This window comes from Methylosinus sp. KRF6, assembly GCF_018887255.1.
Classification (GTDB): domain Bacteria; phylum Pseudomonadota; class Alphaproteobacteria; order Rhizobiales; family Beijerinckiaceae; genus Methylosinus; species Methylosinus sporium.
Genome location: NZ_JAHLJF010000001.1, coordinates 2777591 through 2791047 on the forward strand (window position 1 = coordinate 2777591; position 13457 = coordinate 2791047).

11 protein-coding genes are annotated in these 13457 nt (G+C 63.9%); 7 read left to right on the plus strand and 4 right to left on the minus strand.

All coding sequences use genetic code 11. The features are described 5' to 3' along the window. Positions 1–43: 43 nt before the first annotated feature. Both KP010_RS13280 and KP010_RS13285 read right to left on the minus strand, forming a co-directional pair. Entirely contained in the window at positions 44–1762 is a 1719-nt protein-coding gene (locus KP010_RS13280; RefSeq protein ID WP_142862794.1) for an ATP-binding protein, read from the minus strand. After that, a complete protein-coding gene (locus KP010_RS13285) occupies positions 1759–3369 on the minus strand; it encodes a SagB/ThcOx family dehydrogenase (RefSeq protein ID WP_185966484.1) in 1611 nt (536 codons plus the stop codon). Before KP010_RS13285 ends, KP010_RS13280 begins: the two co-directional genes overlap by 4 nt. 204 nt (positions 3370–3573) lie before the next feature. On the opposite strand from KP010_RS13285, the gene KP010_RS13290 reads away from it, so the two are divergent. The 6 genes from KP010_RS13290 (at position 3574) to KP010_RS13315 (ending at position 10821) form a co-directional block, all read left to right on the plus strand. After that, complete coding sequence (locus KP010_RS13290) at positions 3574–3891, plus strand: hypothetical protein (protein WP_108915403.1); 318 nt, start codon at positions 3574–3576, stop codon at positions 3889–3891. Positions 3892–4195: 304 nt separating this feature from the next. Beyond that, complete coding sequence (locus KP010_RS13295; protein WP_142862793.1) at positions 4196–5767, plus strand: 2-isopropylmalate synthase; 1572 nt, start codon at positions 4196–4198, stop codon at positions 5765–5767. Between the two features lie 311 nt (positions 5768–6078). Next, positions 6079–6621: a hypothetical protein gene (locus KP010_RS13300; protein ID WP_108915401.1), complete on the plus strand. Its 543-nt coding sequence runs from the start codon at positions 6079–6081 to the stop codon at positions 6619–6621. 252 nt (positions 6622–6873) lie between these two features. Then, positions 6874–9600 carry an aconitate hydratase AcnA gene (gene acnA / locus KP010_RS13305; RefSeq protein WP_216280956.1) on the plus strand — a complete coding sequence of 909 codons (2727 nt, stop codon included), beginning with the start codon at positions 6874–6876 and terminating at the stop codon, positions 9598–9600. Between the two features lie 106 nt (positions 9601–9706). Next, on the plus strand, positions 9707–10318 hold the full coding sequence (locus KP010_RS13310; RefSeq protein WP_142862791.1) for a glutathione S-transferase family protein: 612 nt from the start codon (positions 9707–9709) through the stop codon (positions 10316–10318). Positions 10319–10458: 140 nt separating this feature from the next. Further along, complete coding sequence (locus tag KP010_RS13315) at positions 10459–10821, plus strand: hypothetical protein (protein WP_142862790.1); 363 nt, start codon at positions 10459–10461, stop codon at positions 10819–10821. A gap of 358 nt (positions 10822–11179) precedes the next feature. On the opposite strand, the gene KP010_RS13320 is transcribed toward KP010_RS13315, so the two are convergent. Both KP010_RS13320 and KP010_RS13325 read right to left on the minus strand, forming a co-directional pair. Continuing rightward, positions 11180–12550 carry a PleD family two-component system response regulator gene (locus KP010_RS13320; RefSeq protein ID WP_216280957.1) on the minus strand — a complete coding sequence of 457 codons (1371 nt, stop codon included), beginning with the start codon at positions 12548–12550 and terminating at the stop codon, positions 11180–11182. A 13-nt stretch (positions 12551–12563) separates the two neighbouring features. After that, entirely contained in the window at positions 12564–12935 is a 372-nt protein-coding gene (locus tag KP010_RS13325; RefSeq protein ID WP_108915396.1) for a response regulator, read from the minus strand. Between the two features lie 163 nt (positions 12936–13098). Here KP010_RS13325 and KP010_RS23085 point away from each other — a divergent pair, with 163 nt between their 5' ends. Continuing rightward, positions 13099–13422 (plus strand): DUF3572 domain-containing protein, encoded by a 324-nt coding sequence (locus KP010_RS23085; protein WP_255461777.1) that lies wholly within the window; start codon positions 13099–13101, stop codon positions 13420–13422. The last annotated feature ends 35 nt before the right edge of the window (positions 13423–13457 follow it).

The window sequence follows — 13457 nt, forward strand, 5'->3', positions numbered from 1 at the left end:
GTGGGAGAAGGAAGCGCCCTTCCTCTCGAGACCTCGCCCGTTTCTACTCCGCGGCGGTCTTCAATTCCTCCCCGCGCACCACATCCAATCCGCGGAAGATCGCGCAGCGCTGGAACACGGCGATGTCGGGCGAGACTTGCTTCTGATGGCAGAATTTCGCCGTCAGCTTGGCGAGGCCCTTGATGTCGCGGCCCGTCGCAAAGGGGAAGACGGTGACGAGATCGTCGATCAGCGCATCGGCGAGCTTCAGCTCGAACTGATCCGACATCACGCGCCAGATGCGGCGCTTCGCGTCATCGTCCGGCGGGCTGTATTTGATGAGCGCGATGCAGCGGGAGACGATCGCCTCGTCGATATCGTCGACGCGATTGGTCGTCAGGAACAGCAGGCCGTTGAAATATTCCAGCACGCGCAGGAACACGCCGACCACGGCGTTCATGGCGATATTGTCGTCGCGCCGCTTGATGTAGACGTCGGCCTCGTCGATCAGCATCACCGCGCCCCAGCGTTGCGCGCGGGTGAGGATTTCCTTCAGCGCGGTCTCCATCGTCGCGACATTGAGGCCGAGCTGGCCGGAATGCACGCGATAGAGCGGCCGCTGAATGATCTCCGAATAGACTTCCGCGGTAAGGGTTTTGCCGACGCCGGGCGGGCCGGCGCAGAGCACTGTGGTGCCGCCCGACTTGCCGGCGACGATATCGTCCATCAGCACGTCCATCTCGGCGGTCAGAATGTCGATGAGATCGGTCTGCTCGGCGGGCAGCACCAGCTTCTGCTTCAGCGCGGGCTTATATTCATAGAGCTTCATCTCGTCGACATGCACCCACACATGGTGATGCAGATCGAGATGGAACATCAGAATGTAAGGATGCACCGGAATACGCTTGAACAAATGTTCCGGAATTTGCTGCTGCATCACTGCGAGCTCGTCCTCGACAGTGAACTTATTGCTCTTCGACGCTTTACGGATGAAATTGCCGAGCACGTCGCCGGGCGATTCCAGCGTCAGGCTGCGTGCCGAGAGAATGGCCTCGTCATTGACGAGGCGCGCGTCGCCGCCGCTGGTCGACAGCACCACGACATCCTTGCGCGACCAATCCGTGTCGCGATGCGAGGCGTTGGGGTCCTCGGCGTGAAAGCCGGTGCCGCGGCCGGTGAACTGCTGGCCATAGCGGCCGCGCCAGTCGAAATAGGTCTCGGTGGCAGCGTCGAAGGCTTCGACCAGCTCCGGCGTCTCGCGAATATAGCCCTTGGCGGCGAGGATCTCGTTGATCGTGCGCCCCGCGACCTCCGCCGCCATGATGCGAATGGCGTTGGTGGTCAGCACGCCCTTGGCGTTGGATTTCAGCTCGATCATCACCTTGCCCGCCTCGTCGTTGGAGGCCGGCACATAGTCGAAGCGGGTGATGACGTAAGGCAGAGGCTTGGAGGCGACGCTCGCCGTGAACAGCCAGCCGCGTATGGCGTCTGCGGTCAGATAACGCACCATCGCCGGCAGCACCTGCTCGAGCTCATTGGCCTCGAAGCGCTTGCCGCCGGCCTTCAGCGCGTCGCGCAGCGTCGCGAGCTGCGCGGCGCGGGCGCGCATGTCCGGGCCGGCCGCGCGATAGAGCTCCTCGAGAAAGGTCAGCTCCTCGTCGGAGAGATGGGCGAAGTCGATTTCGACCCTGTCGCTGAAGCGCAATTGCTCGGCGAGCCCGGCGCGAGCCGGGAATCGCGCCATCAGCGCTTCGACATATTGGCGTTCGATCTGAATATTCATCGCCGCTCTCGTCTGTCATCGGGATAGGGGGGAAGCGTCAGAATGCGCGTGTCTTCGACAGGCCCTCCGACGGTGAAGTGGTAGACGTCCTGAAACTGCATATCGCCCGGCGTCAGGCCCAGAAGCTCATGGACCGTGTCGTCGAAGAAGCAGCCGATGCCGGTGCCGGCGATCCCCGCCGCGGTGGCCCAGAGATAGAGAGCCTGGCCGATGAGGCCGGCCTCGAAATGCAGGCGCCGATAGGCGAAGGCGCCGTCCGCCGCGAGCGCGCGATCGAATTCGGCGATCATCGCGACGCTGAAGCATCCCTTGCCGGAAATGGGCTGCAGACAAGCGAGCTTGGTCGCCTCTTTCTCCACCGAGCCCGCATAGAGCCGATAGAGCGGCAGGCCTTCCAGCTCGACCAGCGCCCATTCGAAATCCTTGCGCGAGGCTTCGCGCAGCCGCGCGGCGACGTCGCTGTCGCGCTGCAGCGCATAGAGGCCGGGCTCCAAGCCATCGACGCGATGCACGAAGAGGATGAGCGTGATCGCCGCGCCCCAGGGGAAGGCGGAGAGCAGAGTGGATTCGCTCGGCAGCGTCGAGGCGATGAGCGCGGCGAAGGCCTCGCGCGAGATGGAGGTGGTTCCATCCATCTTCTGCGCGCTGCGGCGCTTGCGCACGGCGGCGCCGATGGAGACGCCTTCGAAACCGGGCGCCGGCCATTGCGCGCGCGTCGGCACCGGGGGCTTGGGCTGGCGCGGCTTGCGGCAGAACTGCCCGGCGAGATCGATGATCGGCCAGCCGTCGTGATCCTCGCTCAGCCGATTGGCCTGGCCGCGAAACTCGCGCGGCGCGTCGATGAGAGCGAAGAGATCGAGCGGCGTCGCCGGTCCCGGCTCGGTCGCGATCCACATCAGCAGATCGGGATGCTCTGGCTCGCGTCTGTGCCAGGCGTCGTCGCGATCGAGGCCGATGAGCGCGGCGATCTCGCCGTCGGACGGATCGGCCAGCGCCTGCGCCCGCCAGCCGAGCGCGGCGGCGGCCTGGGCGACGGCGCCGATCGCATGGCCGGCGTCGAGCTGGCAATAGCGAAAGGCGCGCTCGCCATATTTCCACGCCTCGCGCCAGGGAATGGAGGAGAGGGCGAGCAGAAAGCCGCCCTTGGGCAGCACGCGCGGCGCCGAATAGGTCGCGCGCTCCTCGAGCGCGTGCAGCAGCGGCGCGTAATGATAGAGAGCGGCGCTCCCGCCGAGGCCTTCCACCGCATCGAGCAGCACATAGGATTCGGTCGGGTGGAGATTGCCGGAGGAGGGATTGTTGCGCAGCGCCCAGGTCGAGCCCTCATAGCTCTTCCAGGCGCTTATGCCGAAGGAAAGCTCGAGAAACAGGCCGAGCGCCCGAAGATCGAGCGCGGAAGGCTGCGGCGCAGGGCCGGGGAAGGCCGGGGTCTCGTCGATGATCGGCAGCGGCGTCTGCCGCACGCCTTCGAAGAGGCGGAAGGGCGAGGGCTGCGACGTCCAATCGAGAAAGCCCGGCCCCATCGCATAGCGGTTCGGCGCATGTTTCGTGCGACGATGGTAGCCGCGAATGTCCGTCGGCATGGTGTCGCGATCGTCGAAGCTCATCTCGTCTCCCGCTCCCCCAGGCGGGGAAGGTATGGATTTTGATTGTCGGACGCTCGACCGGAGCCCGACCCGTAGCCGATGGGATTCAAGGATCGTGCCTTGTTCGCTGCGCCGCAAAAAAATGATCGGCGCCAGCAAAATCAGTCTGATAGTTAAATGCAGCCGTATCGATTGGGGAACGGCTCGGACAAAAGGAGCCTGCGAATGTCGCAAATCGTCGAAGTCGCCGCCGCCGAGCATCGGCATTTTGGCGCATTGGTGACGATTCGCATGGGCGAGCAGCCGGTGCGGCGACTGACCCCCAATGAGGCCGGCATTCTCTCGCGGGCGTTGAAGGCGGTCGCCGATGGCGCCAGCCTCGAGAAGCAAATTTTCATGAGCCCCATCGCCAGCGATCATGAATTCGAGGCGCTGGCGCATCCGGAGGGGGTCGCGGTGAAGGCTCCAGGCTGCCCGGATGTTTTTCTGGATTGGATAGAGACGCGCGCTCTGGCCGAGGCGCTGGCGAAGCTGGCGGGCTGAGCGGGCTGCATTTTTCCTCTTGCGTCCTCATGCTTGCAACCCGAGACGAAGGCGCGTATTTTCATGAGCAGATCCGCGAAGCGCCGACGAGACCGAGGAACTGAACTTGGCGGCAATGGCCTCCATCACGAAAGACGCGGCGCGCTCCTCGGCGCGTGATGCCGCACGTCTTCTTTCGAGCCTGCTGCTTCTTAGTCGCCCCTGAACGCCCCCAGGGCCGCCCGGCCCAGGCATTCAGGGGACTGCCGAGCTAAGACGAAACGAGAGCGCCCGCAGAGCGGGCCGAGCAGTTCAGGACGATATCATGACCGACAATAACGCTTCCGCCACCCGCGACGCCGATCGCGTCGTCATTTTCGACACCACTCTGCGCGACGGCGAGCAATCGCCCGGCGCCTCCATGACCTTCGAGGAGAAGCTCGAGGTCGCCGATATTCTGGACGAGCTGGGCGTCGATATCATCGAGGCCGGCTTCCCCATCGCCAGCCAGGGCGATTTCGATTCGGTGCTCGAGATCGCCAAGCGCGTGAAGAACGCGACGATCGCCGGCCTCGCCCGCGCCGCCGCCAAGGACATAGACCGCTGCGCCGAGGCGCTGCGTCACGCCCGCAACGCGCGCATCCACACCTTCATCTCCACCTCGCCCGTCCATATGAAATACAAGCTCCAGATGGAGCCGGAAAAAGTATTGGAGATGATCGCCTCCTCCGTCTCGCGGGCGCGCAATCACGTCGCGGACGTCGAATGGTCGGCCGAGGACGGCACGCGCACGGAACATGATTTCCTGTGCCGCTGCGTGGAGACGGCGATCAATGCGGGCGCGACGACGATCAACATTCCCGACACGGTGGGCTACGCCACGCCCCAGGAATATGAGGCGCTGTTCCGCATGGTGCGCGAGCGCGTGCCCAATGCCGACAAGGCGATCTTCTCGGTCCATTGCCATGACGATCTCGGCCTCGCGGTCGCCAATTCGCTGGCCGGCGTGCGCGGCGGCGCGCGGCAGATCGAATGCACCATCAACGGCATAGGCGAGCGCGCCGGCAACGCCGCTCTGGAAGAAGTGGTGATGGCGACGCGCACGCGCCCCGATGCGCTGCCCTTCCGCACCAATATCGACGCCGAGCTGCTGACGCGCGCGTCGAAACTCGTCTCGGCGGTGACGTCATTCCCGGTGCAATATAATAAGGCCATCGTCGGCCGGAACGCCTTCGCGCATGAGAGCGGCATCCATCAGGATGGTATGCTCAAAAATGCGCATACCTACGAAATCATGACGCCGGAGAGCGTCGGCGTGTCCAAGACCTCGCTGGTGATGGGCAAGCATTCCGGCCGCCACGCCTTCAAGGAGAAGCTCAAAGAGCTGGGCTATGAGCTGGGCGAGAATGCGCTGGAGGACGCCTTCAAGCGCTTCAAGGATTTGGCCGATCGCAAGAAGCTCGTCTATGACGAGGACATCGTGGCTCTGGTCGACGACGAGATCGTGACCGCCAATGACCATATCAAGGTCGCGGCGCTCACCGTCATCGCCGGCACCGCCGGCCCGCAGACGGCGGCGCTGACCCTGGACATAGACGGCGAGAAGAAAACGCATCAGGCGACCGGCAATGGTCCCGTCGACGCCATCTTCAACGCCATCAAAGCGCTGGCGCCGCATGAGGCGGCGCTCGAATTGTTCCAGGTCCATGCCGTAACGCAAGGCACCGACGCCCAAGCGGAAGTCTCTGTGCGTCTTTCGGAGGACGGCAAATCGGTGACGGGCCGCGGCGCCGATCCGGATACGCTGGTCGCCTCGGCGCGCGCTTACGTGGCGGCGCTGAACCGGCTGATGGTCAAGCGCGCCAAGACCAAGCCCGAGGCGATGAAGGCCGGGTGAGCGCCGCGCCGACGGGCGGCTCGGACGCCGAGCGGGGCGCGGCTTCGCGTTCCATTCGGCGCCGGGCCAGCGCGATCGCAATGGCGCTCCGGAGGCAATTTTTTTGGTGGCTGGCGCTTAGGGGAAAAAACATTCCGAGTTGAGGCCATGCACCAATTGCCGGGACGCGGTTCCGCGGCGATATTGCGCCCCGACACAACTTAGACTTGTGTCAATCGGCCCTATGCTACCGTGCCTCGTGAGAGTTCACGGAGATGCGGGCCATTTTTGGAAAATACAAAATTTTTAAAGATTCAAAATCGGAGTGAGACATGTCGAATACCCTCCAAGAGGTCAGCAAGGAACACGCGGACGCTCTCGCCATTCTGTCGAAAACCGCGCTCGATCAGGAAATCGCCCGCAGCGAAGCGGCGGGGAAGCAAAACGCCGCGATCGGGACCCTGCTGCGATCTCAGCCGGAGTCCAAATGCGGATGCCAACCCAAAGTGCAAGCTTGCGGCTATTTCTGCATCAGCGCGAGCCCCTGCGCCTGCGGGCCGGGCAATATCGTCGTGACCGCCGGCCCGATGGCCATCGGCAACCGGAACGTCACCTTCACCGGGACGGGCGCCAACTTCCAGCCCGACGGGATCAATATGTCGAATGTGTATTTCTCGGGACAGCTGCCCCCGGCCGAGAGCCTGGTGGGGGTGCAGGTGCGCCTGCATATCGAGATCACCCCCTATTCGGGGACGATCTATGTCTATGAGAATTTTACGCCGGTCGGAACGCTGATCGCGGCCACGCAATATGCCGGTTGGCAGGGAGCGCGGAATTTCTCGGGCGACGTGTACGGCTACTTCTATCTGTCGTGATCGCCGCCGCCGCCCATCAGGTCGGTGAAGGCGAAGCGATCGCAGCGCTGCCGCGAACTCGTTCGGGTGACGACTTACGTCACCCGAACGAAGCCGTTTCACGACCGAAGACAGAGGGCGCGCCGAAGCGCGAGCGACGGCGCGCCCACGCCGCCGCTCCAGACGAAAAGGCAGGTTTTTTCCAATAGCCGTACGGCATGGAATTTCCTACAAGACGCGAAATGCCCGGTTCGCTCTCTGCGAGGAATTCCCATGCCGTCGCTCGACAGTTTCAAATCCCTCGAGACGCTAAAGGTCGGAGACGACACTTATCACTTTTTCTCGCTGAAGGCGGCCGAGGCCAATGGCCTCGAGGGCGTTTCGCGCCTCCCCTATTCCTTGCGCGTGCTGCTCGAGAATCTGCTGCGCAACGAGGACGGCCGCTCCGTCACCAAGGAGAATATCGAAGGCTTCTCCAAATGGCTGACCGAGAAGGGCAAGGCCGAGCGTGAGATCGCCTTCCGCCCGGCCCGCGTGCTGATGCAGGATTTCACCGGCGTTCCCGCCGTCGTCGATCTCGCGGCGATGCGTGACGCTTTTGTCGCGCTCGGCGGCGATCCGCAGAAGATCAATCCGCTGGTGCCGGTCGATCTCGTCATCGACCATTCGGTCATCGTCGACGAATTCGGCACGAAAAAAGCGCTCGAGGCCAATGTCGAGCTCGAATATGAGCGCAATGGTGAGCGCTATCGCTTTCTGAAATGGGGCCAATCCTCCTTCGACAATTTCCGCGTCGTGCCGCCGGGCACGGGCATTTGCCATCAGGTCAATCTCGAATATCTCGCCCAGACCGTCTGGACGAAGAAGGAGAAGATTAAGGCCAATGGCAAGAAAGAGACGATCGAATACGCCTATCCGGACACGCTGGTCGGCACCGATTCGCACACCACAATGGTGAACGGTCTCGCCGTGCTCGGCTGGGGCGTCGGCGGCATCGAAGCGGAGGCCGCCATGCTGGGCCAGCCGCTTTCGATGCTCATTCCCGAGGTCGTCGGTTTCGAGCTGACGGGCGAGCCGAAAGAGGGCGTGACCGCCACCGATATCGTGCTCACTGTCACACAAATGCTGCGCAAGAAGGGCGTGGTCGGCAAATTCGTCGAGTTCTTCGGCAAGGGGCTCCCGCATCTCTCGCTCGCCGATCGCGCGACCATCGCCAATATGGCGCCGGAATATGGCGCGACCTGCGGCTTCTTCCCGGTGGACGAGGAGACGCTGGATTATTTGAAAATGTCCGGCCGCTCCAATTCGCGCATCGATCTCGTCGAGGCCTATGCAAAGGCGCAAGGTCTCTTCCGCGAGGCCGACACGCCCGACCCGGAATTCACCGACACAATCTCGCTCGATCTTTCGACCGTGGTTCCGTCCCTCGCCGGGCCGAAGCGCCCGGAGGGCCGCGTCGCGCTCGAGGATGTGGGAACCGCTTTCGCGAGCGCGCTCGCGAGTGAATATAAGAAGCCCGGCGATGTGACGCAGCGCTTCTCGGTCGAGGGGACGAATTACGATCTCGGCCATGGCGATGTGGTGATCGCGGCGATCACCTCCTGCACCAACACCTCGAATCCGAGCGTGCTGATCGGCGCCGGTCTGCTCGCCGCCGCCGCCCATGAGCGCGGGCTCAAGGTAAAGCCCTGGGTGAAGACCTCGCTCGCGCCGGGAAGCCGCGTCGTCGCCGAATATCTCGACAAGGCCGGGCTGCAGAAGGATCTCGACAAGCTCGGCTTCAATCTCGTCGGCTTCGGCTGCACCACCTGCATCGGCAATTCTGGCCCGCTGCCGGCGCCCGTCTCCAAGACGATCAATGACCACGACATCGTCGCAGCGGCGGTGCTGTCGGGCAATCGCAATTTCGAGGGCCGCGTGAATCCGGATGTGCAGGCGAACTACCTCGCTTCGCCGCCGCTGGTCGTCGCTTTCGCGCTGGCGGGCTCTGTGGCCAAGGATCTGACCAAGGAGCCGCTCGGCCATGACAAGAAGGGCGAGCCGGTGTTCCTGCGCGACATCTGGCCGAGCAACGCCGACATTCAGAAATACATCCGCAAGAATGTGACGCGCTCGCTGTTCCGCGACACCTATGCGGATGTGTTCGAGGGCGACAAGCATTGGCGCAAGGTCGATGCGCCGTCGGGCGAGACCTATAAATGGTCGGGCGGCTCCACCTATGTGCGCAACCCGCCCTATTTCGAGGGGCTGACCAAAGAGCCCAAGCCCGTCACGGATATCGTCGAGGCGCGCATTCTCGCGCTGTTCGGCGATAAGATCACCACCGACCACATCTCGCCGGCCGGCTCGATCAAAGCCGCCTCGCCGGCCGGACGCTGGCTCACCGAGCGTCAGGTTGCGCCGGCGGACTTCAACCAATATGGCACGCGCCGCGGCAATCACGAGGTGATGATGCGCGGCACTTTCGCCAATATCCGCATCAAGAACCATATTCTGCGCGACGAGGCCGGAAATGTGCCGGAAGGCGGGAACACCAAGCATTTCCCCGATGGCGAGACGCTCTCCATCTATGACGCCGCGGCGAAATACGCCGAGGAGGGCGCGCCGCTGGTCGTCTTCGCCGGCGCCGAATATGGCAATGGCTCCTCGCGCGACTGGGCGGCCAAGGGCACCATGCTGCTCGGCGTGCGCGCCGTCATCGCGCAGAGCTTCGAGCGCATCCACCGCTCAAATCTCGTCGGCATGGGCATCCTGCCTCTGACCTTCGAGGCGGGGACGAGCTGGGCCTCGCTCGGCCTCACCGGCGCGGAGAAGGTGACGATCCGTGGTCTCGCCGGCGACACGCTGGCGCCGCGTCAGACGCTCAACGCCGAGATCGTCTATCCCGACGGCAAGGTTCTGAGCGTTCCCCTGCTGGCGCGCATCGATACGCTGGACGAACTCGAATATTTCAAGAATGGCGGCATTCTGCCTTATGTGCTGAGGCAGCTCGCAGACTGATACGCCGCTCTTCCTTCTCCCACTCGTGGGAGAAGGAAGAGCGCGAATGCGCGACGGATGGGCCTTTCGGCGCGCAACTTGCTTCCCGCGATAGCGGAGGCGCGCGATGAAATTCTATATGACGCCGGGGTCCTGCTCGACCGGAATTCACATTCTGCTCGAGGAGATCGGCCTCGTCTTCGAGGCCTATATCCTCAATCTGCCGCGGGGCGATCATCTCGAGCCGGAATATCTAGCCATCAACCCGCATGGCACGATACCGACGCTGGTGCGCGACGACGGCACGGCGCTCTGCGATTTTGTCTCGATCGCGACATGGCTCGCCGAGACCTATCCGCGCCGCAAGCTGCTGCCCGAGGACCCCGCCGGCAAGGAGCGGGCGATGGAAGCGCTCAATTTCGCGACGCGCTACATTCATGGCGAGGGCTTCCGCCGCGTCTTCACGCCGGAGCGCTACGCCGTCGCGGGCGACATAGAGGCAGTGAAGGCGCAGGGGCGCGAGATCGTCGCCGAGGCGCTCTCGAAAGTGAACGGCGACCTCGACGGCGAGAGCTACGCCGTCGGCGCCTTCTCGATCGCCGATGCGGGCCTGTTCTATGTGGAGTTCTGGGCCGACAAGATCGGCATGGAGCTGCCGGTCAATTGCCGCGCCCATTACGAGCTGATGAAGACGCGGCCCGCTGTGCGGCAGGTGCTGGCCGAGGAAGGCTATCGCTGAGCTTCTGCCTTTGCGCGCGACAACTTGCCGCAGGAGAGCCTTCGAGGGCGCCTTGACCCTTCGCGGCCGCTCCCCTAGCGTGGCCTCTCGCAGCTCGGAGTAGGCGGCCCGTGCAAGTCGAGACCCTTTCGATCTTCAGAATGGCGAGAGCCGTCGTCGGCATGATGACGGTTGCTGTCCTTCTGTCGCAGATCGTGGCCATCGGCTTCGCGACCGGGGCGATGGCCCAGGACGGCGCGTTCGGCGTCGTCTGCGTCACCGCTCAGCCGGGTTCTCCCTCCTCCGACACCGCGCCTGTCGAGAAGCATGTCGGCCCTTGCTGCATGCTCCATTGCAGCTCGGCGGCCGAGGTCGATGGCTCCGATGCGGTGGTCATCGTCCTCGCTTTCGACTTCCCTGCGGCCTCTCCCCCGGTCTTCGACGATCGGACGGCCGTGGCTGCCGCTGCGCCGCCGGAATTGCGGCCCCTCTCGCCACGCGCGCCACCCGCCGCCTTCGCCTGATCCCATTGTGACATCGGGGACGCGTTTCGCCGTCTCCGAGCCGGGAACAGGCCGCGTCTGACGATCGAAGCGCCTCTCGCCGCCGATCGCGACGCCTGAAAGCGGGATTGGAGAGCGATCGACTCTTCCCCGTCCTTCAATCGATGAATTTCCGCCTGTGTCTCGCCGAGCGATCGCGCGTCTCGAACGCGTGGGCTCGCAGGCTCATCGGGCGATCCCATCGGCGCAGCGCCCATAGATGGCGCGCGCCTCTCCTCTTCACTCGGAAGCTCTCCTCCGAGTGGGGCTCCCAACTTTCAACCCCGCCCGATGACGATGGTCTCGGGCGGGTCTTTTTTTGGCAGGGTAGGGGGAGAAATCAGGCCGCGGCGGCGGTGACGCGATTGCGCCCGCCGCTCTTCGACTCGTAGAGGGCCTTGTCGGCGCGGCGCAGCAGCGCCTCGGCGTTGGCGTCCTTGCCGCGCTCGGCGATGCCGATCGAGGTCGTCACCGGAATGGCGCGGCCGTTCCGGTCGATGCAGAAAGGCTCGGACTGTATGGCGGCGCGCACGCGCTCGGCCACTTTGGCGGCGACGACCAGCGGCGTGTCTGGCATCACGATGACGAATTCCTCGCCGCCGAGCCGGCAGATGAGATCGGCGCTGCGCACCACGCGCTTCATGCGTTGCGCGAAATGCTTCAGCACCTCGTCGCCGGCGTCATGGCCGTGGGTGTCGTTGACCGATTTGAAGTGATCGATGTCGAGCATCATCAGCGTCAGCGCGCGGCCCTTATGGGCGGCCTGGTCGAGCAGAGCGGCGAGATGCTTCTCGAGATAGCGCCGGTTGTTGAGGCCGGTCAGCGAATCGACGGCGGCGAGCTCGATGGCGGCCTGCAGATCGGACCGCAGGCTGTCGGCGTAGCGCTTGCGGCGCAGCTGGCTGCGCACGCGGGCGACCAGCTCGTTGCGGTCGATCGGACGCAGAATATAATCATTCACGCCGAGATCGAGCCCTCGCAATACGCGATTGCGGTCGTCGGTCTCGGCTATGACGAGAATGGGCAGCGCGCGCGTGCGCTCGAGCGAGCGAATCTGGCTGCAAAAGCGCAGCGCGTCGAAGCCCTCGAGGTCGAGGCTGACGGCGATGAGGTCGAAATCGCCGTCCGCGGCGCGGAACAGCGCGTCCTGCGGATCGGAGACGATCGTCACCTCATGCTGATCGCGCAGCGCAATGGTGATTCGCTCGGCCGAGCCGCCGCGATCCTCGAGCACGAGAATGCGGCCGTTCTTGCCGGCGTCGGCCATTGCGCGCGCGCCCTTGTCGCCGAGGCCGAGGCTGGCGGAAGTGTCCGCGCGGGCGCGCAATTCGTCGAGCATCACCTTGAGGCGTGCGAGCGAGCGAACGCGCGCGATGAGCGCGATCTCGTCGACGGGCTTGGTGAGGAAGTCGTCGGCGCCAGCCTCGAGGCCGCGCAGCCGGTCGGCCGGCTGATCGAGCGCCGTGATCATCACCACCGGAATATGCGCGGTGACGGGATCCGCCTTGAGGCGCCGGCACACTTCGAAGCCGTCCATGCCGGGCATCATGACGTCGAGCAGCACGATGTCGCAGCGTCCCTCGCGGCAGAGCGCGATCGCCTCCGGCCCGTTGGTCGCCGAGAGGACGTCGAAATATTCGGCGGTCAGCCGCGCCTCGAGCAATTTGATGTTGGGCAAAAGATCGTCGACGATCAGAATGCGTGCGGTCATGACGCTCGGCCTCTCACCTGTCCACCAAAAAAGCGTTCACTGTTTCCAAAAAGCGGGCCACGGAGATCGGCTTCGAGAGGTAGGCCTCGCAGCCGCCCTGGCGAATTTTCTCCTCATCGCCCTTCATCGCGAAGGCGGTGATGGCGATGATCGGGATGGAGCGCAGCTGCTCGTCGTCCTTGAGCCAGCGCGTGACCTCGAGCCCGGAGATTTCCGGCAGCTGAATGTCCATCAAAATGAGGTCCGGCGAGTGGCTGCGCGCCAGCGCGATCGCCTCGACGCCGCTCTTTGTCTGCAGCGTCGAATGCCCATTGGCCTCGAGGAGATCGTTGAAGAGCTTCATGTTGAGCTCATTATCCTCTACGATGAGGACTGTTTTCGGCATTGGCTGCGACTCTCGCGATTCTGCTCTCGTTTCGGCGCGGCGCGCGCCCATTGGCGTCTCGTTCCCGAAGGCGGCGGCGGAAGGTTCCGTCTCGTCTCGAAATCGAAAGCCGGTGCATTCGAAGACGATCTCGCCTTCGGGTTAGCAGATGAAGATTGATGAAATGAAAATCGAAAAGACTAGACACCGTCTCGGTGGCGAAAAGCGGGCAGCCGCGCCATCGAAATCGGAAGCCCGATCTATGGCGTTGCGATCATTGGTCTTTCTGGCTGCGGATGATGATCGCATGGGTCGCTTTCTGGCGCTCACCGGCGTCGATCCTGGCGATATTCGCGCGCTGATGGGCGAGGAAGGCTTTCAGATCGCTCTGCTCGCGCATATTTGCGGCGACGAGCCGCTGCTCATCGATTTCGCCAGCGGAGAAAATATTTCGCCCGAGAGCGTCGTCGCGGCGCTGATGGCGCTATCCGGCCCCATAATGGATTGAGGCGCGAAAGCGGCGCAACGGAGTCGAAGCGCCGA